The organism is Pseudoalteromonas sp. 13-15 (assembly GCF_001468205.2).
Taxonomy (GTDB): Bacteria; Pseudomonadota; Gammaproteobacteria; order Enterobacterales; family Alteromonadaceae; genus Pseudoalteromonas; species Pseudoalteromonas marina.
Genome location: NZ_CP019162.1, coordinates 868445 through 893411, shown reverse-complemented (window position 1 = coordinate 893411; position 24967 = coordinate 868445). Strand labels below are relative to the sequence as shown.

The following is a 24967-nucleotide window of genomic DNA, read 5'->3' as shown; positions in this document are numbered from 1 at the left end:
AGCTTTGGCGTATAGCGTTTTTAAAAGGATGATTATGTTTAAATACAGTTTATATTTATTTACGTTTTTACCTTTTTGTTCGCTTGGTAACTCTTTCAAACAGCAAATATCCGCAGCACTGATTGAAAGAACAACACACAATATTACTTATGACGGCAGTTATTATTCAATGACCTATCCCGGTGGTGATGTACCAAGTAATATTGGTGTGTGTACCGATGTTATTATTCGTGCTTACCGCCAATTGGGTGTGGATTTACAACAAAGAGTACATGAAGATATTCGAGCAAATTTTGTGATGTATCCGTCTGAGCGAATTTGGGGTTTAAAAAAACCAGATAAAAATATTGATCACAGGCGTGTACCTAACCTTCAAGTATTTTTTAAGAGGAAAGGCACAGAGTTAGCTATTTCAAGTAACTCACGTGATTATAAAGTTGGTGATATAGTTACTTGGATGTTACCCGGTAACTTACCCCATATAGGCATGGTTGTTACTGAAGCTTTAAACAGCGCCGAGAATGTTCAAATTGTACATAATATAGGGCGAGGACCAGAAATAAGCGAAATGCTATTTGATTATAAGATCACTGGTCATTATCGTTTTACTAATAAACATTATAATGCCCAGTAAAGATGGGTGCTGCTATAAAGCTATTAATTATTTTAGATTAATACTTATATTGCCGTTTGGCTTGCTACAGCATAAAAGTATTTCACCATCACGAACAAACGCGAGTGGCTCTTCATTATATTTAACATTGCCAGATACTAAAGTTGCTCTGCAAGCACCGCAGTAGCCTTCACGACATTGATAAGCAACGTCTATTTTTTGAGATTCTAAGCAGTGTAAAAGAGAAGGGCAGCCAGGGCTATATTCAATGCGCTGGCTGTTTTCTGCAAGTGTAACACTTGCAGTCGTTTCGTTATTCATTATAAGTCAAAATCACCAAATTCAGCAGCATCAACTTGAGAATCTATTTGACCTACAAGGTATGAACTAATTTCTGCCTCTTGTGGCGCAACCTGAACATTATCAGACACTAACCATGAGTTGATCCATGGGATAGGGTTACTATTGTTTTCAAATTGGGCTGGCAAACCAATAGCAGTCATACGTGCGTTAGTAATATATTCAACATACTGACATAAAATATGCTTGTTTAAGCCAATCATAGAGCCATCTTTGAATAGGTACTCTGCCCATTCTTTCTCTTGCTCAGCAGCTTGTACAAACATTTTAATTGCTTCATCGCGACATTGAGCTGCAACGATTGCCATTTCTGGGTCGTCTTTACCGTCTTGCATGATATTTAAAATATGCTGTGTACCCGAAAGATGAAGTGCTTCGTCACGTGCAATTAGTTTAATTATCTTAGCGTTACCTTCCATAAGTTCACGCTCAGCAAATGCAAATGAACAAGCAAAGCTGACATAAAAACGAATTGCTTCAAGAATGTTTACCGACATCATAGCGAGGTAAAGTTTCTTTTTCAGCTCGAATAAGTTTACAACCACTGTTTTACCGTTGATTTCATGCTTGCCTTCACCGTAAAGGTTGTAAAGTGAAACAGAGTTAATTAAATCATCGTAATAAGTTGTTACTGCATCAGCGCGCTCGCTAATTTTATCGTTGCTAACGATGTCATCAAAAATAAGCTCTGGTGATTGTGTTACGTTACGAATAATGTGGGTGTATGAACGGCTGTGAATTGTTTCACTAAATGCCCACGTTTCTATCCAGGTTTCAAGTTCTGGGATAGACACGATAGGTAGTAGCGCAACGTTAGGAGAGCGGCCTTGTACACTATCAAGCAGTGTTTGATATTTTAAGTTACTTAAAAATATGTGCTTTTCATGCTCTGGTAGCGCCTGAAAATCTAAACGGTCTTTACTTACATCTACTTCTTCTGGTCGCCAAAAGAAAGACAGTTGCTTTTCAATTAACTTTTCAAAAATAGGATATTTTTGTTGATCGTAACGCGATACGTTAACGGTCTGGCCAAAAAACATTGGCTCTTGCATTTGGTTATTATGATTACGACTAAAAGTAGTATAAGACATGTTTATCACTCAAAAAACTATCAGAACAAAGCGGGCTGCATGCCCGCTTAAGATAAAATTAACGACTATATTTTACACGCGCCGCCTGCACAATCGTCATCTTCCACTTCTGGAGTGTCGTCTTGTGCATCAGATGCGCCATCACGGGTATTATGGTAATACAACGTTTTGACCCCCAATTTGTAGGCGCTAAGTAAGTCTTTTAATAAGACTTTCATAGGTACTTTACCGCCTTCAAATTTATTTGGATCATAATTTGTGTTTGCAGAAATAGTTTGGTCAACAAATTTTTGCATGATACCGACAAGCTGTAAGTAACCATCATTAGAAGGAATGTCCCAAAGTAACTCATAGTTGTCTTTCAAACGTTCGTACTCAGGTACAACTTGTTTTAAAATACCATCTTTACTTGCTTTAACACTAATGTGACCGCGTGGCGGCTCGATACCATTTGTTGCGTTCGAGATTTGCGATGACGTTTCTGATGGCATTAATGCGCTTAGTGTTGAGTTACGCATACCGTGTTCTTGTATGCTCTTACGCAGTGCATCCCAATGAAGGTGCAGTGGCTCATCACAAATTTTATCTAAGTCTGTTTTATACGTATCTGTAGGCATAATACCTTGAGAATACGTTGTTTCGTTAAACTTAGGACATGCACCACGTTCTTTTGCAAGTTCGTTTGACGCTTTCATCAAGTAGTATTGAATAGCTTCGAATGTTTTATGTGTTAGTGCATTTGCACTGCCGTCTGAATAACGCTTACCATTTTTAGCTAAGTAGTAGGCATAGTTGATTACACCTATTCCTAACGTACGACGTCCCATTGTTGCGTTTTTGGCAGCTGGTACTGGGTAGTCTTGGAAGTCGAGTAAGTTATCGAGTGCACGTACTGCTAGCTCCGCAAGCTCTTCTAGTTCATCTAGAGACTCAAGCGCACCTAGGTTGAAAGCAGACAATGTACATAATGCAATTTCGCCTTCTTCGTCGTTAACGTTGTTAAGTGGTTTAGTCGGTAATGCAATTTCTAAACACAAGTTAGACTGACGTATTGGCGCAACTTTCGCTATAAACGGGCTATGTGTATTACAGTGATCTACATTCTGTAAGTATATGCGGCCAGTACTTGCACGCTCTTGAGCAAACACAGAGAACAATTCAATGGCTTTAATACGCTTTTTACGAATTGACTCGTCTTGTTCGTATTTAACATATAACGCATCAAATTCGTCTTGATCTTCAAAAAACGCATCGTAAAGACCTGGCACGTCTGATGGACTAAATAACGTGATGTAATCGTCTTTAATCAAACGAGAATACATTAACTTATTAAACTGTACGCCGTAATCTAAATGACGAACACGGTTGTCATCAACACCACGGTTATTTTTAAGAACTAAAAGGTTCTCTACTTCTAAATGCCATAGCGGGTAGAATAGGGTTGCTGCGCCGCCGCGAACACCACCTTGCGAACAACTCTTAACAGCTGTTTGAAAGTGCTTGTAAAAAGGGATACAACCTGTGTGGTATGCTTCGCCATTACGGATATGGCTTCCTAATGCACGGATACGACCAGCATTAATACCGATACCAGCACGCTGAGAAACATATTTTACAATAGCTGACGACGTTGCATTGATTGAATCAAGGCTGTCGCCACATTCAATAAGTACGCAAGAGCTAAATTGACGAGTAGGCGTACGTACACCAGCCATGATTGGCGTAGGCAATGAAATTTTAAATAACGATACCGCGTCGTAAAAACGTTTTATATATGAAACTCGTGTTTCTCGTGGGTAATCTGCAAATAAGCTTGCAGCCACTAAAATATATAAAAACTGTGCGCTTTCATAAATCTCACCCGTTACACGGTTTTGAACTAGGTATTTACCTTCTAATTGCTTAACTGCAGCGTAACTAAAATTAAGATCGCGTGAGTGGTCAAGGTATTCGTCTAATTCGTCAAATTCTTGCTCTGTATAATCAGCAAGTAAGTGAGCATCGTAACGTTTATCACTCACCATTTTTGTTACGTGGTCAAATAAACGCGGAGGTTCGAATTGACCGTATGCTTTTTTACGTAAGTGGAATACAGCTAAACGTGCAGCAAGATACTGGTAATCAGGTGATTCTTTAGAAATCTGATCGGCAGCCGCTTTGATAATCGTTTCGTGAATATCTTTTGTACGAATACCATCATAAAATTGAATATGTGACTTTAATTCAACCTGTGAAACCGAAACGTTATTTAAACCTTCGGCGGCCCATTCTATAACGCGATGGATCTTATCAAGATCAAGAGGCTCTTTGCGCCCGTCACGTTTGCTTACAGATAACTGTTGGTTCATAGCTTTGCCTGTATTCCTTGGGGATAATGTATTTTTGACCAATGTTGTACGTCTCAAAAAGAGAAGTAGTGCTCATTTTTTATAAGTTTTACCCAATGAGGTAAATTTAATTGAATAACATTTGGCCACAATATCTGGTGTTGTTCAATTTAGAGATCACAAGATAGTGTGGTCTGAGTTGATTTGCAAGGGGCATAATTGCCCCTATTTGTGGATAACGTTGGGATAACGTATTTGTGTTAGTAGGCATTAACCTTTGATCATTCATTGAAGTTGAAATTTTTAAAAATCAACTCAGGATCGACTAAATTTACACATTTTGAAAATAAATTTCGGCTGCTTTTTTTATCATCAAGCTTTGCGTAAAAACTAACACAATCACAATATATAGTGTTTATATCTAAAATGGGCACTATATATGGTTAAATGCGTCAATAGGGCTACGCCAGTTAAAATCAGCTTTCCAAGTAAGTGCTTCTGCATCGCTTGGAATGTACCCCCACAGAGCAGTAGCTGTAGGCATACCTGCTGCTTTACCCGCTTGAATGTCTCGCTCGGCATCACCAATGTATAAACAGCGAGCTGGTATTACGTCCATTAGTTTTGCGCAATGAAGTAAAGGTAGAGGAGAGGGTTTGGCTTCTCCAAGCGTATCACCGCTAATAACAACTGCCGCATTTTTTAAAGCGGGGATCGCAGTGACAAGCGGCTCAGTTAAAAAGCCAGGCTTGTTTGTCATGATCCCCCATTTGATCTTTTTGTGATCAAGTGAGATCAGTAGTGGTTCAATACCGGCAAAGCATTGGGTGTATTTCGCAATGTTTTGGGCATAGCTATCGACCAATTGCTTTATCAACTGTGCTTGTGCAAGAGAGGGCCACAACTCTTTAAAACCCGCTTCCAATAAAGCTGCCGCACCATTAGAAGCCGCTGGGCGATATATTTCGCTTGTTACTTCGGCAATTTGATTTGCTCGTAATACACTATTAAGTGCAGCGCCTAAATCGTCAGCTGTGTCGAGTAAGGTGCCGTCTAAATCAAACAAAAACGCATCATATTGATAAAGTTCTAATGATGAACCTGCGCTCTTCATTACACCAACTTCTCAAAATGAAGGATATAATTAACACTAACATCATTATTAAGTGTGTATTGTTTAGAGAAGGGGTTATACGAAAGTCCTGAGCTTGCACGTACTTTTAAGCCCGCTTGCTCGGCCCACGCAATTAGCTGCGCCGGTTTAATAAACTTTTTGTGATCGTGAGTTCCCTCTGGAACCATTTTTAATAGTTTTTCAGCACCTACAATTGCGTACAAGTAGGCTTTCGGTGTTTTATTGAGGGTAGAGAAAAAAACATCAGCGCCAGGTTTTGCAAGTTTGGCAACGGCGTGAATAATTGAAGCAGGGTCTGGAACGTGTTCGAGCATTTCCATACAGGTAACAACGTCAAATCGTTCAGGGTGTTCTTCAGCAAACTGTTCTGCGGGTATTTTTATGTAATCTACATTAACACCCGTTTCTAGGCTGTGTAATTTAGCGACAGTCAAAGGCTCTTGTCCCATATCAATACCTGTTACCTTTGCCCCCATACGTGCCATACTTTGGCTTAAAATACCCCCACCACAGCCAACATCGAGTGTTTCTTTATCAAATAAACCTTGCGTTTTATTTGCAATAAAATCTAGGCGTAACGGATTAATTTCGTGAAGAGGTTTAAACTCACCCTCTAAATCCCACCAACGCTCTGCGATGGCTTCAAACTTTGCTATTTCTGCGTGATCTACATTTTGATGTTCGGTCATAAAATACTTCCTCGTCAATCTGAGGCCATTATATAGGCCTAAATTGATAAATCGCAAAGTTTTGCGCCTGTAAATTAAAATTAATTGTGATAGCATGTCTGTTAGTAATAATAACAATACTCTTTAAAACCTAATACTGGGTTATTAAGAGCTGCTACTGAAGGAATGTGATATCAAATGACTGATCTCGCCAATGAAATTCTGCCAGTCAATATTGAAGACGAGTTAAAAAACTCCTACTTAGATTACGCAATGAGTGTAATTGTAGGACGTGCATTACCAGACGTACGTGATGGCTTAAAGCCAGTTCACCGCCGCGTTTTGTTTGCAATGAACGAGCTTAGTAATGATTGGAACAAGCCTTACAAAAAGTCGGCACGTGTTGTCGGTGATGTAATCGGTAAATACCACCCACACGGCGATAGCGCAGTTTATGACACGATAGTTCGTATGGCACAGCCATTCTCACTTCGTTATATGCTTGTAGACGGCCAGGGTAACTTTGGTTCTGTTGATGGTGATTCAGCTGCTGCTATGCGTTACACCGAAGTACGTATGGCTAAAATGTCTCATGAGTTATTAGCGGATCTTGAGAAAGAAACGGTTGACTTCGTTCCTAACTACGATGGCACAGAGCAAATTCCTGACGTTTTACCAACTAAGGTACCTAACTTACTTGTAAATGGTTCTTCTGGTATTGCTGTAGGTATGGCAACAAACATCCCACCACATAACTTAACTGAAGTTATCAATGGTTGTTTAGCATTAATTGTTAATCCAGATTTAACCATAACTGAGTTAATGGATTACATTCCTGGTCCAGATTTCCCTACAGCCGCAATCATTAACGGTAAAAAAGGGATTGAACAAGCGTATCAAACGGGTCGTGGCAAAGTGTACATGCGTGCACGTGCTGACATCGAAACAGACGAAAAAACGGGTCGTGAAACAATTATTGTTCATGAAATCCCTTATCAAGTTAACAAAGCACGCTTAATTGAAAAAATAGCGGAGCTTGTTAAAGATAAAAAAATTGAAGGCATTAGTGCACTACGTGATGAATCAGATAAAGACGGTATGCGTATCGTTATTGAGATAAAGCGTGGTGACGTAGGTGAAGTGATTCTAAACAACCTATATGCACAAACACAGTTACAAACAGTGTTTGGTATGAACATGGTTGCACTCATCAATAACCAGCCTAAGTGTTTTAATTTAAAAGAAATGCTTGAAGAGTTTATTATTCACCGTCGTGAAGTAGTAACTCGTCGTACAGTATTTGATTTACGTAAAGCGCGCGACCGTGCTCACATGCTAGAAGGTTTAGCAATTGCACTTGCCAACATTGACCCAATTATTGAACTTATTCGTAAGTCTCCAACACCTGCAGAAGCAAAAATAGCGTTAACTGCACGTTCGTGGGAATTAGGTAATGTTAAAGCAATGCTTGAAAAAGCAGGTGAGGCTAACGTTGCTCGCCCAGATTGGTTAGCTGATGATTTAGGTATACGCGACGGCCAATATTTTATTTCTGAGCAACAAGCTCAAGCGATTCTTGACTTGCGATTACACAAGCTAACAGGCCTTGAACACGAAAAAATCTTAAGTGAATACCAAACACTGCTTGATTTAATTGCTGAATTGTTACACATACTGGCAAGCCCAGAGCGCTTAATGGAAGTAATTCGTGACGAGTTAGTTGAAATTAAGGCGCAATATGGTGATGAACGCCGTACTGAAATCAATGCAGCCGCGCATGATATCAGCCTTGAAGACCTAATAACTGAAGAAAATGTTGTGGTTACACTTTCTCACGAAGGCTATGTTAAGTATCAGGCGTTGTCTGATTACGAAGCGCAGCGTCGTGGTGGTAAAGGTAAATCTGCAACAAAAATGAAAGACGAAGATTTTATTGAGCGTTTATTAGTTGCAAACACCCATGATACTATTTTATGTTTCTCTACAGCAGGGCGTTTATATTGGTTAAAAGTATATCAATTACCACTAGCAAGTCGTGCAGCACGCGGTAAGCCAATTGTAAACTTATTACCTTTAGAAGCTGACGAACGTATTACCGCTATACTGCCAGTACGTGAGTACGAAGAAGATAAATACATCTTTATGGCAACAGCATTTGGTACAGTGAAGAAAACACCTTTAACAGCCTACAGCCGTCAACGTGCTAGCGGAATTATTGCCGTTAACCTAAACGAGGGTGATAGCTTAATTGGTGTTGATATTACTGATGGTACCAACGAAATAATGTTGTTTACCGATGCGGGTAAGGTTGTCCGCTTTAAAGAAGCTGAAGAATCTGCTGTTGTTGATGAAAATGGAAACCCAGTATTAGACGAAGAAGGTAACCCAGAAATTCGTTTCAAGGGTGTTCGTCCAATGGGCAGAACGGCAACGGGTGTACGCGGTATTAAAATGACCGACGAGCAACGTGTTGTATCGCTCATCGTGCCAAAAACTGATGGCGCAATATTGACTGTAACTGAAAATGGTTATGGTAAACGAACTCAACTTGAAGATTACCCATCTAAGAGTCGTGCAACACAAGGTGTTGTATCAATTAAGGTGAGTGAGCGTAATGGTGCTGTAGTAGGTGCTGTTCAAGTTGATGACAACGACGAAATAATGCTTATTTCAAATCGCGGAACGTTAGTGCGTACTCGTGTGAACGAAGTTTCAACAGTTGGTCGTAACACACAAGGTGTTATTTTGATCAGAACTATTGACGAAGAGCAAGTAGTTGGTTTACAACGTATAGAAGAAATTGAAGTTACAGAAAGTGACTTAATCAATACTGAAGACGTGGAAACAGTTGATACAGTTATAGATGAAGTCGTGGATGATAATCCTCCTTCAGAATAATTGAGATTGAAAAAGCGGCCTTGGCCGCTTTTTTTAATGTTGTTGAAAAAAATTAATACAGCGTGGATTTAATATTTTCATGTTGAGTGTATAAATTACTGGAATGAGGCAAAGGTAATGAGTAAATATAATTTTTGTGCAGGGCCGGCTATGCTTCCGCAAGCGGTAATGCAAAAAGCACAAAAAGAATTCTTAGATTGGCAAGACATGGGCGTTTCTGTAATGGAAATTAGCCACCGTAGTAAAGAATTTTTGGCATTAACTGCAAAATGTGAAGCAAGCTTAAGACGCTTAATGAATATTAGTGATGAATTTGAAGTTTTATTTATGCATGGTGGTGGTCGCGGTCAGTTTAGTGCAGTGCCCCTCAATCTTCATCAAGCAGATAAAAAAGCTATCTACTGCGAAAATGGTGTGTGGTCTAAAAGCGCGACAGACGAAGCTAACAAGTTTACTTCAACAACCAGTGTTGATGTACGTAACGATGCAGATGGAAAATTCTCAATTAAAAATGTAGCTGATTGGGTTTTACCTGCAGATGCCTCATATATTCATTATTGTCCGAACGAAACCGTAGATGGCTTAGAAATTTTTGAGGTGCCAAGTCATCCAACGGCACCAATTGTTGCTGATATGTCGTCAACGATTTTATCGCGCGAAATTGATGTAGATAAATTTGATTTAATTTACGCTGGTGCGCAAAAAAATATCGGTCCATCAGGTATCGCTATCGTTATTGTGCGCAAAACATTACTTGATCGTGAAGGTTTAGCTAAGCCTGGTATTTTAGATTATGCACTCGAAGCGAAGCAGGGCAGTATGTTTAATACACCACCCACATTTGCATGGTACTTAGCTGCAGAAGTGTTTGAATGGTTAGAAGCCCAAGGTGGTGTAAAAGCGATGGAAGCCCAGAATATCGCTAAGGCTGAACTTCTTTATAATTTTATTGATGAGTCTCCTTTTTATTCAAATAAAGTAGCCAAGCATTGCCGCTCACGTATGAACGTCCCATTTTGGCTTAATGACGAAAGCTTAAATGAAAAGTTTGTATCACAATCTAAAGAAGCTGGTTTATTAGCGCTTGAAGGGCACAGAATAGTAGGCGGTATGCGCGCAAGTATTTATAACGCAATGCCACTTGAAGGCGTACAAGCGCTTGTTGATTTCATGGCAGCTTTTGCGAAGGAGAATAGCTAATGGAGCAACTTCGTTTAGAACCAATATCGCGTGTTAACGGCTCTGTGACATTACCAGGGTCAAAAAGTTTATCTAATCGTATTTTACTGCTGGCTGCTCTGGCTAACGGAACAACAGTAGTAGAGAACTTACTCGATAGTGATGATATTCGTCACATGTTGGGAGCACTAGAGCTTTTAGGTGTAACAGTAACACTTAATGAAGACCGAACAGTTGCAACTGTTCATGGTGTTGGTGGTGAGTTCAAAAAACCTAATAAACCTTTATTTTTAGGTAATGCGGGTACAGCATATCGTCCGTTAACAGCTGTTTTAGCTGCTGTTAAAGGTGAATATGAGTTAGTCGGTGAGCCACGTATGGAAGAGCGCCCAATAGGGCACTTAGTTGATGCGCTTCAAGCCCTTGGTGGTGATATTACCTATACAAAGCACAAAGACTATCCACCGCTTAAAATTGTTGGTGGGCAAATTAATGGTGGCGAAGTTGAAATTGATGGCAGTATTTCAAGTCAATTTTTAACCGCTTTATTAATGGCAGCTCCATTATTCAGTGGTGATACGCAAATTACAATTAAAGGCACATTAGTGTCTAAGCCATATATTGATATTACTTTAGGGGTTATGGCGCGTTTTGGTATTACCGTTGAACATTCAGACTATTCACTATTTAAAGTAAAAGGTGGCCAACAGTATCAATCACCTGAACGCATAATGGTTGAAGGTGACGCATCATCGGCTTCTTATTTTGTTGCAGCCGCAGCCATTGCTGGTGGCGAGATTGAAATTAAAGGTGTGGGTGCTAAATCGGTTCAGGGTGATATTGGCTTTGCGAAGGTGATGGAACAAGTCGGTGCACAAATCGATTGGTACGATGAACGTTTAGTTGTGAGGAAAGGCGAGTTAAAAGGGGTCGACATAGACGCCAATGCCATTCCAGATGCTGCAATGACGTTGGCTACCGTTGCTTTATTTGCTAAAGGTCCTACAGCTATTCGTAATATTTATAATTGGCGTGTAAAAGAAACAGACCGTCTTTACGCTATGAGTACAGAACTTCGTAAAGTAGGTGCAAAAGTTGTTGAGGGGGAGGATTTTATTGAAATAACTCCGCCATTAACATTTAACGATGTCGCTATTGATACTTACGATGATCACCGGATTGCTATGTGTTTTGCCATGGTTGCAGTGGGCGGAAAGCCTATAACAATCAATGACCCTAAGTGTACCTATAAAACATTTCCTACGTTTTTCAATGTATTAGCATCGGTGAGTGAATAGGCTTTTTATAACTATTTATAAAAAGTTACACACTAATAGCAGATATATTTTAATAACTGACGTATAATGTCGCGGTTTATTTAGGTGTGCATTGCAGGAGGTTTAAATGCAGGCGTTATTAATGCCCGTGATCACCGTTGATGGCCCAAGTGGTTCTGGTAAGGGAACTGTTTGTCGTTTGTTAGCCGATAAGTTGGGTTGGGATGTATTGGATAGTGGTGCAATTTACCGCGTTTTATCCCTTGCAGCACTTCATCACCAAATCGCATTAGATAACGAAGAGGCACTTGTACCACTGGCTGCAAATTTAGATGTGCAGTTTTTGGTAGATAGCCAAACTAATGCTGGAAAAGTTATTCTAGAGGGAGAGGACGTAACAACCACTATTCGTAATGAAGAAGTGGGTGCAGCTGCATCAAAAGTAGCAGCTCTTCCTCGTGTTCGTGAAGCGCTATTAAGGCGTCAACGCGCTTTTAGAACCGAAAATGGTTTGATAGCAGACGGCCGTGATATGGGTACTGTTGTATTCCCAGATGCGCCATTAAAAATCTATTTGACAGCGAGCGCACAAGAGCGTGCTCGTAGACGCTTTGTTGAGTTGAATGAGCGTGGGCTTGATGTTACACTAAGTGGTCTATTAGAGGACATTCAAGCTCGTGATGACCGTGATATGAATCGCGCCGTCGCACCGCTTGTGCCTGCAGAAGATGCAATTGAACTCGATACTAGCGAGCTAAATGCACAGCAAGTGTTTGATAAAGTTATTACTTTATTAGATGCAGCTATCTCTGAAGGTAAACTTCCTAAACGAAGTTAAACACATTTTATGCACCAGCAGGATGCCAGTGCTATTTTAACAACCCCATGCAGCATGGTTGCTTATTGGTATTAATATATGAGACGTATATTCGTATGTCAGAAAATTTTGCGCAGTTATTTGAAGAAAGCTTAAAGGGTTTTGAAGCAGAGCAAGGCTCTATTGTTAAAGGTACAGTAATCTCAATCGAGAACAACATTGTACTTGTAGATGCTGGTCTTAAATCAGAAAGTGCTATCCCTGCAGAGCAGTTCAAAAATGCTGCTGGTGAACTAGAAGTTGCTGTTGGCGACGAAGTAGATGTTGCACTAGATGCAATCGAAGACGGTTTCGGTGAAACTATCCTTTCTCGTGAGAAAGCGAAGCGTCACGAAGCGTGGATCCGTCTTGAGAAAGCATGTGAAGAGCAAGAGACTGTTACTGGTGTTATCAACGGTAAAGTTAAAGGCGGTTTCACTGTTGAAGTTGATTCAATCCGTGCTTTCCTACCTGGTTCACTTGTTGATGTTCGTCCAGTACGTGACACAACTCACCTTGAAGGCAAAGAGCTTGAATTTAAAGTAATCAAGCTTGATCAAAAACGTAACAACGTTGTTGTTTCACGTCGTGCAGTTATCGAATCAGAAAACTCACAAGAACGTGAAGAGCTTCTTGCTAACCTTGTTGAAGGTCAAGAAGTTAAAGGTATCGTTAAGAACCTTACTGACTACGGTGCGTTCGTTGACCTTGGTGGTGTAGATGGTCTACTACACATTACTGATATGGCGTGGAAGCGTGTTAAGCACCCTTCAGAAATCGTTAATGTTGGTGACGAAATCGCAGTTAAAGTTCTTAAATTCGACAAAGATAAAACTCGTGTATCTCTAGGCCTTAAACAGCTTGGTGAAGATCCATGGGCAGCTATCGCTGGTCGTTACCCAGAAGGTTCTAAACTTTCTGGTCGTGTAACTAACCTTACTGATTACGGTTGCTTCGTAGAAATCGAAGAAGGCGTTGAAGGTCTAGTACACGTTTCTGAAATGGATTGGACTAACAAGAACATCCACCCTTCAAAAGTTGTTTCACTAGGTGACACAGTTGAAGTTATGGTTCTTGAAATCGACGAAGAACGTCGTCGTATTTCTCTAGGTCTTAAGCAATGTATTGCTAATCCTTGGCAGGAATTTGCTCGTCTACAAAACAAAGGCGACCAAGTTACTGGTAAGATCAAATCAATCACTGACTTCGGTATCTTTATCGGTCTTGACGGTGGTATTGACGGTCTTGTACACCTTTCAGATATTTCTTGGAACACACCTGGCGAAGAAGCTGTACGTGAATTCAAGAAAGGCGACGAAATCACTGCTATCGTATTGCAAGTTGACCCAGAGCGTGAACGTATCTCTCTAGGTGTTAAGCAAATCGAAGCTGACCCGTTCAATAACTACCTTGATGCAAACAAAAAAGGTGCTATTGTTAAAGGTAAAGTGACTGAAGTTGATGCGAAAGGCGCAACTGTTGAACTTATCGAAGGCGTTGAAGGTTACATCCGTGTAGCTGATATCGCTCAAGAGCGCGTTGAAGACGCAACTACTGTTGTTTCTGTAGGCGACGAAGTTGAAGTTAAATACGTTGGTGTTGATCGTAAGAACCGCACTTTAAGCTTATCTGTAAAAGCTCTTTTCGAAGCAGAAGAGAAAGAAGTACTAGAGAAGCTTAAGAAAGAAGAGCCAGTGTTTGAAAACGCAATGGCAGCTGCTTTCGCAAATGCACAAAAAGACTAATAAATAATTAGTTTTTAGTTGGGAGGGCACTTTTGCCCTTCCTATATCTTTTTATTAAGGAAACGCTATGACTAAGTCAGAATTGATAGAAACACTTGCGGAACAACACGCACACGTTCCAGTGAAAGATGTTGAAAATGCTGTAAAAGAAATTCTAGAACAAATGGCCGGTTCATTATCTTCTTCAGATCGAATAGAGATCAGAGGATTTGGTAGTTTCTCTTTGCATTTCCGCGCTCCTCGCACAGGTCGTAACCCTAAAACTGGCGATACAGTAGAGTTAGATGGAAAGCACGTACCTCATTTTAAACCAGGTAAAGAATTACGCGACCGCGTTAATGCGAGCATTGCCTAGTTAATATAACGGAGTAGTTACTTGTTCAAGGTATTGAAATTTATTCTGGTAGCGCTGTGCCTAATTAGCGCATTTGTATTAGGGTCACAAAACCCGCAGTTAGTACAAGTAAATTATATTATAGCCAGTAATACTCTGCCTTTAGCTGTAATAATAAGTATCTGCTTTTTGTTAGGTGTTCTAATAGGTTGTTTTATAAGCTTTAAGCTATTCTCTCAATTAAAGTGGCAAAATTACCGTTTGAAAAAACAGTTAGCGCCTGAGAAAAATATAAACAAGCTTGACGTTAATAAAGACACCTAATTATGATTGAGCTTTTGTTTTTACTACTACCTGTTGCAGCCGGCTACGGTTGGATTATGGGTAAAAACAGTGCTAAAAATCATGCTCACCAACTTAATCGTCAAATAACTTCTGAATACAGTAAAGGGCTTAAGTTTCTATTAGACCGCGAAGAAGATCAAGGTTTAGAACACTTAATAAATTTACTAGAGGTTGCAGCGGATTCAGTTGAACATTACTCTACACTTGCCACTATGTTTCGTCGCCGAGGCGAATTAGACCGCGCAATCAAAATCCATGAACTTCTTTTAAAACACCCAAGTTTGAGTGAGCAGCAAGCCGCTACTAGTCGCTTAGAATTAGCCGAAGATTATATAATGGCTGGATTGCTAGATGGTGCAGAAGAGCATTTGGTTTGGTTGGTCAAGGCAGGTCATGTAGAAGCTCTCGATCCTATTATTACCTTATACTCGCAAACTCGTGAGTGGGATAAAGGCATTAATATGTTTGAATCTCACAGCGAATTATTCTCTAAAGAGCAACAATTTAAGGCTATCGCTAATTTTTATTGTGAGTCTGCCCTTAGTGACAATACTCCTCAAATTATGCGAAAAGCAATTAGTCTAAACTACAAAGCCGTTAGGCCTTTGTACGAGCTAGGTGTTATCGCTTTTTCTAAAGAAGATTATGTTAAAGCGATATACTATTGGCGTGAACTTATTTGCCAGTTTACTTTGTTTGCCCCCTTATTCATTGATGATCTGGCGCATAGTTATAAGCAACTAAATTTAACGCATCAATTTCATGAGTTAGTAAACGATTTACTAGAGAAGGGTGGTGTTCTTATAAAAATAAAACATTGCCAAGCTCTTTTAGAGCAAGGTCATACAAAACAAGCTTTCGATTTTTTAACTGACAGTTTAAAAAGACAACCTACGATCAGGGGGTTTAGTTTTTTACTGCAGCTAATGGGTGACCAAAATAAAAATACAAAAGAAGTACTTAATGAAATTGATAGTCTTGTAACGTCATATATTGCTACTAAGCCAGATTTTCAATGCCAGCATTGTGGCTTCACAAGTTATACAATTTATTGGAATTGCCCTTCTTGTAAACATTGGGAAACCATTGTCCCAAGTAGAGGTTTAGACGGATTTTAATAACCCCTAAATACTTAATTATTGTAATGCCCTTACAAATTCGACTAGAAGTTTAACTAGCATCTATATACTAATTAAACCTCCTTACTCACTTTGTGTAAGTTCGCCTTGATAACTAAGTAGAATATATAAAAACTCTTTACTGCTATAGATTAGGATAACTATGTCTTTCGAAAATTCAAAAAAAGTGCTTATCGCTTTAGACTACGACGATCAAGAAACAGCATTAGCATTTGTAAAACAGCTTTCGCCCGATACTTGTCGATTAAAAGTAGGCAAAGAAATGTTTACTTACTTTGGCCCTGAATTTGTAAAAGAGTTAATTGAACTTGGTTTTGATGTATTTTTAGATTTAAAGTTTCATGATATTCCTAATACAGTTGCAAAGGCAGTTACAGCTGCTGCAAAAATGGGCGTTTGGATGGTAAATGTTCATGCGTCAGGCGGTTATGAAATGATGCACAAAGCAAAACTTGCTTTAGAAGAATTTGGAGATAGAGCACCAATTCTTATTGCTGTAACTGTGTTAACAAGTATGGATGAACCAGAATTAAAACGCTTAGGTATAAACAAATCACCACAGGAGCAGGTAATATACCTTGCAAAACTAGCTAAGGAAGCAGGCCTTGATGGTGTTGTTTGTTCTGCTCAAGAAGCGAATGTTTTAAAGGCTGAACTTGGTGAGCATTTTAAATTAGTTACCCCAGGTATTCGCCCTGAAGGCAGTGAAGCAGGCGATCAAAAAAGAATAATGACTCCAAAACAAGCAATTGAAGCTGGCAGTGATTATCTAGTTGTAGGCAGACCGATTACTAAAGCAGCAAATCCAGTAAAAGTACTGCAAGATGTTAATGAATCTATAAAATAATTTACAAAAAACAGCAAATAAGTACTAAACCCCTTACGTTATGTGTAATTTGTGTTACATTTATAATATCAAAATGATGTAAGGGGTTTATTTTGAAGCTATTATTTGGTTCAGTGTTGATTATCATTGCAGGCTTTTCAGTTAACAAACATGTATTTTCTAGTAAGGCTTATGATGGCGTTACAACAGTAACAGACGTTATATCAGCTTATCCTGTAGACATGTTTGATTTTAAAAAAACAATGAAGGATTATGCTCACCATCTTTGCTACAGAAATTCTGACGCGTTAAATGCTCAAGATATCACTGTCAGTGATTGTTTATCTCATCATGATGAAAAGAAATTGGAGTGTGAAATAAAGGTTTTTAGATTAGCGCCGCAAAACTTAGAATCAGAAAGGGAAGTACTTAATTACTCAAGAGAGTATACACAGTGTACATTGCCTTATAAGTATATTTTAGGGTAAGCACTCACAATATAAAGATATCATGAGCGCTATAAAATTATTTAGATTTTAAGCGGATAGATTTCGCTTCAATCTCAATAAGCTCTTGCTTAAATAATCCACCAATTGCTTTTTTATAGTTAGCTTTACTTGTTGAAAATACTTTCTTAATAAGTTCAGGATCAGATTTATCGCCAATGGCGAGTATGCCGCCTTCGTTTTTAAGCTTTTCCATTATTTTATCGCCAAGCTCGCTTACTTTACCCATGCCTGGTTTTTCGAGTACAACATCAATTTTTCCGTCTTCTCGTACTTTTTGAACAAAGCCTTTAAGCTTTTGCCCTACAAATAAGTTTTTGAATACCATATTGTAAAATACAACACCAAAGTGAGACTCTTCTATAAGCACCTTGTAGCCAATATCTGTTTTACCAGCAACAATCAAATCAACCTCTTGTAGGCGTGTGTATTCAGGCTCATCCTTTGATAAAAAGCGATTAAAGTTAGTTGAAGCACAAATGCGTTGACTCGCATTATCAAGATACAAACGAACAAGATAAGAATGCCCCTCTTGCATACGTGGCTTTTGTTCATTAAATGGGGCTAATACATCTTTTTCTAATCCCCAGTCTAAAAATGCACCAATACTATTTATTTCCTTAACACGTAGAAGGGCGTATTCACCTACTTGAGCATGTGGCTTTTTAACCGTCGCCGTTGGTAAATTAGCATTATCTAAATATATAAATACGCTAATGCTGTCACCAGCTTCAAGCTCATCTTTAATTTCGTTTTTTGGTAAAAAAACTTCACCTAAATCATGGCCGTCCAAGTAAGCGCCTTCATTACTTACTTCTTTTACAAATAGGGTTTGTGTTGTTCCAAGGTAACTCATAATTATTCCTGCTCAGGCTTTTTTTTACGGCGCATTGGTGAATCGCCATCGATATTCATAGGGGCTTTAATGGGTGCCGCTGGTTTTTTAGGTTTTGCTTTACGTTTAATTTGTGGCTTTTTAACCTGCGTTACTTTTTTAGCTTTAACAGTTGCAGCAGGTTTTTTCTCTTTTATCCCTTTAAATTTAGCTTTAAGCCCGTCAATAGTTGCAAATTTAAGCTCATCGTTTAAAAAAGATTTAATTGCTAAATAACTAGCCCAATCTTTAGGGCCTACTAATGAAATAGCGGTACCTTTAAAACCAGCACGTCCAGTTCTACCAATTCTGTGTACATATTCTTCTGCATGTTTTGGTAAATCAAAGTTAATTACATGCGTTACGCTTAACAAATCTAAACCACGGGATGCGACATCAGTGGTAATTAATATTTTAAAGTTTCCTCTGCTAAACGAGTCCATAATGTCTAAGCGTTTGCTTTGTGTTAAATCTCCCGCTAGTGCGACTGATTTAAATCCTTTGTTGTTTAGTTCTTCGCTCAAACGACTTGTATCTGCCCGGGTGGCAGTAAATATTATGCATTGGCCAACTTCGTCTTGCTTTAAAAAGTGTGCTAATAACGCTTCTTTGTGATCTAGATGGTCGGCTAAGTAGAGTGTTTGCGTTATATCGCTGTGCTGTTCATTTGCAGCACTAAGCGTGATCTGTTTTGGTTTTTTTAATAAATTACGCGAAAGAGCATCTACTTGAGCGTGGTCTAGGGTTGCTGAAAACAATAATGTTTGGCGAAGACGGTGATTGGCTTCGTCGTTAATTAACTTTAGTTGCTCAGTAAAGCCCAGATCTAAAATACGGTCTGCTTCATCAAAAATTAGCAGTTCTAAACCACTTAATTGTAACGAGCGTTTGGTAACATGATCGGCCAAACGACCGGGTGTTGCCACTACAAACTGTGGGTCGTTCCTTAATGCTTTAATTTGGTCATTAAAGTTTTCACCACCTAATACTTTTACAGCTTTAATCGCCGTGCCCGCTATTAACAAACGCAACTGTGTAAATACTTGCGTAGCTAATTCGCGTGTAGGGGCAACAATAAGTACACGTGGATCGCGTTTACTGAGTGCTTTTTGTTTCATAACCCGTTGTACTGCGGGTAATAAAAACGCCAAGGTTTTGCCCGACCCAGTCTTTGACTGAGCAAAAATGTCATGCCCTGCAAGTGCGGTAGGCACTGCATGTGCTTGAATGTCTGTGGGCTGGGTGATCCCTTGATGTGCTAATTGTGTTTCAAGGCGAGTATCAATCCCAAGATCAGTAAAGTGCAATGTAATGTTCTCCAATGTGCAACTTAAATTAATTGCTGCATTATAGCGTACACATGGCTTATCCCGACAGCAAAAAGCAAAGTATGGTGCTATTTTTTGCAATTAATCTAAAAAAGCGTAAAATACGCCCCCCATATGCGCCGGATTTACGATTCGGTAAACGCCAATATTGGCTAATAAGGCAAAATAGGAAATAAAATGACAGCTGTTCATAAAGATGATCTTACCAGCGAACACTTTGTAGTGTGCGCTTTATACAAATTTGTAGGCCTACCTGAATTTGAAGCATTACGTAAACCTCTACTGGAGGTTATGGAAAAAAACGAAGTGCGAGGCACATTACTTTTAGCTGCAGAAGGAATTAATGGTACTGTTTCTTCAAAACGAGCGGGCATTGATAACCTCCTTGCATGGTTAGATGAACAGCCAAATTTAAAAAACATTGTTACTAAAGAATCCTATGATGACGAATGTCCGTTTTACCGCACAAAAGTAAAACTAAAAAAAGAAATAGTAACAATGGGCGTAGAGGGAATTGATCCTCTTAAAGTAGTGGGAAGCTATGTTAAACCTCAAGACTGGAATGCATTAATTTCTGACCCCGAGGTTGTACTTATTGATACGCGTAACGATTACGAAATTGAAATTGGCACATTTCAAAATGCCGTTGATCCAAATACAACAACATTTCGTGAGTTTCCTCAGTGGGCAAAAGAAAATCTTGATCCTGAAAAACATAAAAAAGTTGCTATGTTTTGTACAGGTGGTATTCGATGCGAAAAATCAACAGCTTACATGAAAGAGCAGGGCTTTGATGAAGTTTATCACTTAGAAGGCGGTATTCTTAAGTACTTAGAAGAAGTGCCAAAAGAAGAAACCATGTGGGAAGGCGAGTGTTTTGTATTTGATAATCGCGTTGCTGTGGATCATGACCTACAGAAAGGTTCTTACGATCAATGTCATGCGTGTCGTATGCCTATAACTGAACAAGAAAAACAAAAGCCTGAATATTTAGAGGGTGTTTCATGTCATCATTGTATTGATAAGGTAACTGATGAGCAGCGTGCCCGTTTTGCAGAGCGCCAAAAACAAATTGAGCTCGCACAGGCTCGTGGTGAAGGCCATATAGGTAATGAAGCACAGACCGTTCTTCAACAACGTAAAGAAGCTAAAAAAGCTCAAAAAGATGCTCAACGTAGTAAGTAAGTTATCTTTAAAATGTATTTAATAAAAAAGAGCTTTACGGCTCTTTTTTTTGGCTAAAATTTGTTATTCATCTTACATAGTTGAGTGTTCAGCGTTAACACAGGCTAATTTTGATCACACTTTTGTTACACTGCGTATAGTGGTCAACAAAATGGTTTATAAGGTGGTTCTTTGAAATTGCGCATACTTCTATTAAATATCTATTTGTTATTATTCATTTTTAGCACAGCAGCATCTAGTGCAAATGTAATGGTACAAAAAGTTACAACGGAACGTACAAAAGAAGAGGTTAAAGCTGTAGGTAATGCAGAAGCAATCCACTCCGTTACATTATTTCCTGCTGTTGGCGATAGAGTAACAGCCGTACACTTTAAACCGGGTGACTTCGTAAAGGAAGGAGATGTTTTAGTCGAGCTTGACTCTCGCAGACAAAAAGCAGCTCTTAAACAAGCAGAAATAACCTTAGCAGATACCCAACGAACACTTAACAGGCTCAGTGAAAGTCACAAAAAGGGAGCAATTCCTAAAAGTGACTTAGATGATGCAAAAACTTTGCATGCACTGGCCGAGGTTGCTCTTATTAATGCTAAAACAGATCTGGAAGACAGAACTGTGCTTGCGCCATTTGATGGTGTGATGGGACTTACTGATGTAGAAAAAGGGGATCGCATTACAGAGCAAACTGCCATTGCAACAATTGATGATACCCGCAGCTTGTACATTAATTTTAACGCCCCCGAGTCAGCTGTCTCAATACTAAAAAATAAAGGTATTGTGGAAGTAACACCATGGCAAAGCGCAAAAGCTATTAATGCTCAGGTTTCATATCTTGATTCTCGAATAAACCCACAAACCCGTACCTTACGTGTCAAAGCCAAACTGGAAAATGCAAATGATCAGTTTATGCCTGGTATGAGTTTTCGAATTAATATTACCATGCAAGGGGAGTCATATGCTGTTGTGCCTGAGGCTGCACTTATGTGGGGAGCAACAGGGCCTTATGTTTGGAAAAGTATAGATAAAAAAGCAAAGCGCATAGATGTTAAAATAGAGCAACGCTTAGCTGGGCGATTGTTAGTTTCAGGCAATTTAAATGAAAACGATATATTGGTTGTTGAAGGCGTCCAACGCTTGCGCGAAAACCAAACATTAACGTTTGCTAATCCCAGTAATTTAGAGGAATAATAATGAAAAATTCCCCTATGATGCAAGACCTTCCTTCAATGGCAATTCGCCGCCCAGTGCTCATTGTTGTTTTGAATCTACTAATAATAATTGCTGGTTTAGCTGCTATTGCAGGAATTGAAGTCAGAGAATTACCAGATGTTGATAGGCCACGTATAACTGTTTCAGCTTCATTCCCAGGTGGGTCTCCAGAAACTGTCGACACAGAAGTAACCAGTAAACTAGAAGGGGCAATAGCCCGTGTGAGTGGTGTCAAATCAATTCGCGCACAAAGTGAAGAAGGCAATGCGCGTATTGTTGTTGAGTTTCGCCCTGGCGTAGACTTAGATAATGCAGCTAACGAAACCCGTGAGTCTGTTGCTCGTGTACAACGAGAATTACCAGAGGAAGTTGAACGTGTTGCAATTATCAAGGCCGATAATGATGCAGAAGCTGTTGTTTCGCTCACTGTATCAAGTAATAGTCTAGCACTTGAAGCCCTTACTGAACGCGTTGAAACCGATTTAGCTCCCCAGTTTTTAACCATACCGGGTGTTGCCGATGTCAGGTTAAACGGGGACCGAAAACGTGTTTTGCGAGTTCGCTTAGATCCATTAAAGTTAAGTAGTTTTAATCTTACTATTCCTGATGTGGCAGATGTTTTACGAGAAGCGCCATTTGATGTACCAGCAGGAAGCCTTAAATCAAGTGACCAACAAGTCATAGTCAGAGCCGATGCGACTTCTATTACCCCCAATGAAGTAGCTGATATTATTGTTAGCGGTGATACGCGAGTAGGTGATATTGCATCAGTCTATTTTGGCCCTGCAGATCCACGCTCTATGGTTCGTTTAGATGGCAAACCAGTAATAGGTATGGAGGTTATTCGTCAAGCGCAATCAAATACAATTGAAATATCGGATGAAGTTTTACAGTTACTTGAAAACATGCGCGAACGATTCCCTGAACTCGAATTTACGCTGACATCAGACGATGCACAATTTATAAGAAGCTCTGTTGACGAAGTAATAAACTCCTTAGTGCTTACAGTTTTGTTAGTGGTAATAACGTTATGGGTGTTTATAGGTTCGTGGCGCGCAACACTTGTGCCTGCATTTGCCATACCTGTTGCGCTTATAGGGTCTCTTGCACTTATTTGGGCCCTTGGTTTTTCTATTAATATACTCACTTTATTAGCACTCGTGTTAGCCACAGGTTTAATAGTTGATGACGCAATTGTTGTAAGTGAAAACATTCAACGTCAAAGAGGGCTAGGGCTTGGTCGGCGAGCATCAGCAGTAATAGGAACTCGAGAAGTATTTTTTGCGGTAGTTGCAACGACTGCTGTGTTGGCTGCGGTTTTTATCCCTATTGCATTTTTACCTTCTACGGCAGGACGATTATTTAGAGAGTTTGGCGGGGTGCTTGCAGGTGCAGTCATTATTTCAAGTTTTGTTGCGTTATCACTTGTCCCTGCATTGACTTCAAAATTAAAACTTAAAAAACAAAGCAACCACCCATTTGCCAAAGTAGGTAATAAGTTAGTAAGCCTTTATAGCATAACTATTAAAAGCGTTCTGAACCGCGCTTGGCTTGTGCTCATAGCTTGTATATTAATAGCCTTTGGTTCCGGCGCATTGTATTTAAACCTCGATAATGAACTATTACCTACAGAGGACAGGGGGAAAATTCGTATATTTGCCAGAGGCCCAGACGGTGTTGGGTTGAATTTTATGGACAGGCAAGCAATGCAAATGGAAGATATTTTGTTACCTTTTGTAGAAAGTGGTGAAATAGAATCTATTTATACAGTTGTTGGGCAATGGGATCCAAATATTGTTTTTATTACAGTACCACTAAAGCATTGGGACGACCGTCAATTTAGCCAGCAAGAAATCATTAATAAAATTCGCGGACCATTAGGTGAAATCCCAGGCGCAGCTGGTCGTGCATCCGGTTCTAATAGTTTAAATCTTAGAGGTCAAGGTGGCGGTATAGAAATCGCTTTATTAGGCCAAGACTACCAACAAATTTTTGTCGCTGCACAAGATTTTGCAAAGCAAATTGAAAACGCAATCCCGGGTACTGCGCCTGTAAGAGTCTCTTATCAGCCGTCACAACCACAATTACGTGTAAATATTGATAGGCGAAGAGCCGAAGAGTTGGGTGTATCGCTCAGTGATATCTCAATTACACTTCGCGCTGCCATCAATGGGGATGATGTTGCGGATCTAAACATTGGCGACCAATCAATACCCATCATGCTGCAAGTACAAAACCAAGTTATTCAAGATCCAAGTGATTTAGCAAACCTCTATGTGGCAAGTTCGCAAGGGAGGTTAGTGCCTATTAGTAGCTTAGCTAATATTAGTGAAGAAGGAGTAGCCGCTGAGCTTGAGCGTCATGCACAGCGTCGTGCTATTGAATTAGATATGGAACTACCGGATGGTATGACGATTGCCGATATAGTCGATCAAATTCGCAATTTGTCTCAGCAATCATTGCCTCAAGGTATTACCCTTGCGTTTAAAGGTGAAGCGCTGACCTTTGAAGAAACAGCAAACGAAGTACTTTTAACTTACGTGTTGGCTTTTCTAATTGTATTACTGGTATTAGCAGCTCAATTTGAAAGTGTAAACAGTGCAATAGTGGTAATGCTAACAGTTCCATTTGGTATTACCTCTGCTATTTTAGCGCTTTATTTAACAAATACGTCTCTTAATATTTATTCGCAAATTGGTCTAGTGATGCTAATTGGTTTAATTGCGAAAAATGCCATTTTATTAGTCGAATTTGCAGATCAACTTCGAGACCAAGGCTTATCAGTTCGCGAGGCGGTTGAAGAGGCTGCACTGGTTAGATTACGTCCAATCACCATGACACTCGTTTCTACGTTACTTGGTGCACTGCCATTAATTTTATCAAGCGGGGCGGGTGCTGAAGCACGTAATGCAATTGGTTGGGTTGTATTTGGTGGTCTCTCGCTTGCTGTTTTATTTACTTTATACTTAACACCAGTCATCTATTTAGGACTTGCACGTTTCACTAAGCCAAGAGGGGATGAAACTAAACAGCTGGCCCAAGAGCTTGAACAAACAGAATAAACCTTTAGTGGCC

At 39.6% G+C, this 24967-nt stretch carries 21 protein-coding genes; 14 read left to right on the top strand and 7 right to left on the bottom strand.

Annotation, left to right across the window (positions count from 1 at the left end; genetic code table 11):
• The first annotated feature begins 34 nt into the window (after positions 1-34).
• Positions 35-634: a DUF1287 domain-containing protein gene (locus ATS72_RS04180; RefSeq protein WP_058428943.1), complete on the top strand. Its 600-nt coding sequence runs from the start codon at positions 35-37 to the stop codon at positions 632-634.
• A gap of 27 nt (positions 635-661) precedes the next feature.
• On the opposite strand, the gene yfaE is transcribed toward ATS72_RS04180, so the two are convergent.
• From yfaE to ubiG, 5 genes are all read right to left on the bottom strand, one after another.
• The gene (gene yfaE / locus ATS72_RS04175; RefSeq protein WP_010557418.1) at positions 662-934 is read right to left on the bottom strand and encodes a class I ribonucleotide reductase maintenance protein YfaE; all 273 of its coding nucleotides are present in this window, start codon (positions 932-934) and stop codon (positions 662-664) included.
• Entirely contained in the window at positions 934-2064 is a 1131-nt protein-coding gene (nrdB, locus tag ATS72_RS04170) for a class Ia ribonucleoside-diphosphate reductase subunit beta (protein WP_006794448.1), read from the bottom strand. The genes yfaE and nrdB overlap by 1 nt, the downstream gene beginning before the upstream one ends.
• A gap of 65 nt (positions 2065-2129) precedes the next feature.
• The gene (gene nrdA, locus ATS72_RS04165; protein ID WP_058428942.1) at positions 2130-4412 is read right to left on the bottom strand and encodes a class 1a ribonucleoside-diphosphate reductase subunit alpha; all 2283 of its coding nucleotides are present in this window, start codon (positions 4410-4412) and stop codon (positions 2130-2132) included.
• Positions 4413-4824: 412 nt separating this feature from the next.
• Complete coding sequence (locus ATS72_RS04160) at positions 4825-5505, bottom strand: HAD-IA family hydrolase (protein ID WP_058428941.1); 681 nt, start codon at positions 5503-5505, stop codon at positions 4825-4827.
• On the bottom strand, positions 5505-6215 hold the full coding sequence (ubiG, locus tag ATS72_RS04155) for a bifunctional 2-polyprenyl-6-hydroxyphenol methylase/3-demethylubiquinol 3-O-methyltransferase UbiG (protein ID WP_010557415.1): 711 nt from the start codon (positions 6213-6215) through the stop codon (positions 5505-5507). The genes ATS72_RS04160 and ubiG overlap by 1 nt, the downstream gene beginning before the upstream one ends.
• Positions 6216-6392: 177 nt before the next feature.
• Here ubiG and gyrA point away from each other — a divergent pair, with 177 nt between their 5' ends.
• The 10 genes from gyrA to ATS72_RS04105 all read left to right on the top strand — a co-directional run bounded on the left by gyrA (position 6393) and on the right by ATS72_RS04105 (position 17281).
• Positions 6393-9092, top strand: coding sequence for a DNA topoisomerase (ATP-hydrolyzing) subunit A (gene gyrA, locus ATS72_RS04150; RefSeq protein ID WP_008132953.1), 2700 nt, complete (start codon positions 6393-6395; stop codon positions 9090-9092).
• A gap of 117 nt (positions 9093-9209) precedes the next feature.
• The gene (serC, locus tag ATS72_RS04145) at positions 9210-10292 is read left to right on the top strand and encodes a 3-phosphoserine/phosphohydroxythreonine transaminase (protein WP_008132955.1); all 1083 of its coding nucleotides are present in this window, start codon (positions 9210-9212) and stop codon (positions 10290-10292) included.
• Positions 10292-11569, top strand: a complete 1278-nt coding sequence (gene aroA, locus ATS72_RS04140) for a 3-phosphoshikimate 1-carboxyvinyltransferase (protein ID WP_006794442.1) — start codon at positions 10292-10294, stop codon at positions 11567-11569. Before serC ends, aroA begins: the two co-directional genes overlap by 1 nt.
• 106 nt (positions 11570-11675) lie before the next feature.
• On the top strand, positions 11676-12386 hold the full coding sequence (gene cmk / locus ATS72_RS04135) for a (d)CMP kinase (protein WP_039036919.1): 711 nt from the start codon (positions 11676-11678) through the stop codon (positions 12384-12386).
• Positions 12387-12481: 95 nt separating this feature from the next.
• Positions 12482-14149: a 30S ribosomal protein S1 gene (rpsA, locus tag ATS72_RS04130; protein WP_006794164.1), complete on the top strand. Its 1668-nt coding sequence runs from the start codon at positions 12482-12484 to the stop codon at positions 14147-14149.
• A gap of 67 nt (positions 14150-14216) precedes the next feature.
• Positions 14217-14504 carry an integration host factor subunit beta gene (ihfB, locus tag ATS72_RS04125; RefSeq protein WP_006794165.1) on the top strand — a complete coding sequence of 96 codons (288 nt, stop codon included), beginning with the start codon at positions 14217-14219 and terminating at the stop codon, positions 14502-14504.
• Between the two features lie 21 nt (positions 14505-14525).
• Positions 14526-14807 (top strand): lipopolysaccharide assembly protein LapA domain-containing protein, encoded by a 282-nt coding sequence (locus tag ATS72_RS04120; protein WP_058428940.1) that lies wholly within the window; start codon positions 14526-14528, stop codon positions 14805-14807.
• Between the two features lie 2 nt (positions 14808-14809).
• A complete protein-coding gene (lapB, locus tag ATS72_RS04115; RefSeq protein WP_058428939.1) occupies positions 14810-15946 on the top strand; it encodes a lipopolysaccharide assembly protein LapB in 1137 nt (378 codons plus the stop codon).
• Positions 15947-16109: 163 nt separating this feature from the next.
• A complete protein-coding gene (pyrF, locus tag ATS72_RS04110) occupies positions 16110-16814 on the top strand; it encodes an orotidine-5'-phosphate decarboxylase (RefSeq protein ID WP_006794168.1) in 705 nt (234 codons plus the stop codon).
• Positions 16815-16906: 92 nt separating this feature from the next.
• On the top strand, positions 16907-17281 hold the full coding sequence (locus ATS72_RS04105) for a hypothetical protein (RefSeq protein WP_010557408.1): 375 nt from the start codon (positions 16907-16909) through the stop codon (positions 17279-17281).
• Between the two features lie 37 nt (positions 17282-17318).
• On the opposite strand, the gene ATS72_RS04100 is transcribed toward ATS72_RS04105, so the two are convergent.
• Both ATS72_RS04100 and ATS72_RS04095 read right to left on the bottom strand, forming a co-directional pair.
• Positions 17319-18155 (bottom strand): CvfB family protein, encoded by an 837-nt coding sequence (locus ATS72_RS04100; protein ID WP_058428938.1) that lies wholly within the window; start codon positions 18153-18155, stop codon positions 17319-17321.
• A 2-nt stretch (positions 18156-18157) separates the two neighbouring features.
• The gene (locus tag ATS72_RS04095; RefSeq protein ID WP_039036923.1) at positions 18158-19480 is read right to left on the bottom strand and encodes a DEAD/DEAH box helicase; all 1323 of its coding nucleotides are present in this window, start codon (positions 19478-19480) and stop codon (positions 18158-18160) included.
• 198 nt (positions 19481-19678) lie between these two features.
• Between ATS72_RS04095 and trhO the strand changes: the two genes are divergently transcribed.
• The 3 genes from trhO to ATS72_RS04080 all read left to right on the top strand — a co-directional run bounded on the left by trhO (position 19679) and on the right by ATS72_RS04080 (position 24954).
• The gene (gene trhO / locus ATS72_RS04090; protein ID WP_006794172.1) at positions 19679-20686 is read left to right on the top strand and encodes an oxygen-dependent tRNA uridine(34) hydroxylase TrhO; all 1008 of its coding nucleotides are present in this window, start codon (positions 19679-19681) and stop codon (positions 20684-20686) included.
• A 171-nt stretch (positions 20687-20857) separates the two neighbouring features.
• The gene (locus ATS72_RS04085) at positions 20858-21871 is read left to right on the top strand and encodes an efflux RND transporter periplasmic adaptor subunit (RefSeq protein WP_058428937.1); all 1014 of its coding nucleotides are present in this window, start codon (positions 20858-20860) and stop codon (positions 21869-21871) included.
• A gap of 2 nt (positions 21872-21873) precedes the next feature.
• Positions 21874-24954, top strand: coding sequence for an efflux RND transporter permease subunit (locus ATS72_RS04080; RefSeq protein ID WP_058428936.1), 3081 nt, complete (start codon positions 21874-21876; stop codon positions 24952-24954).
• Positions 24955-24967 lie beyond the last annotated feature (13 nt).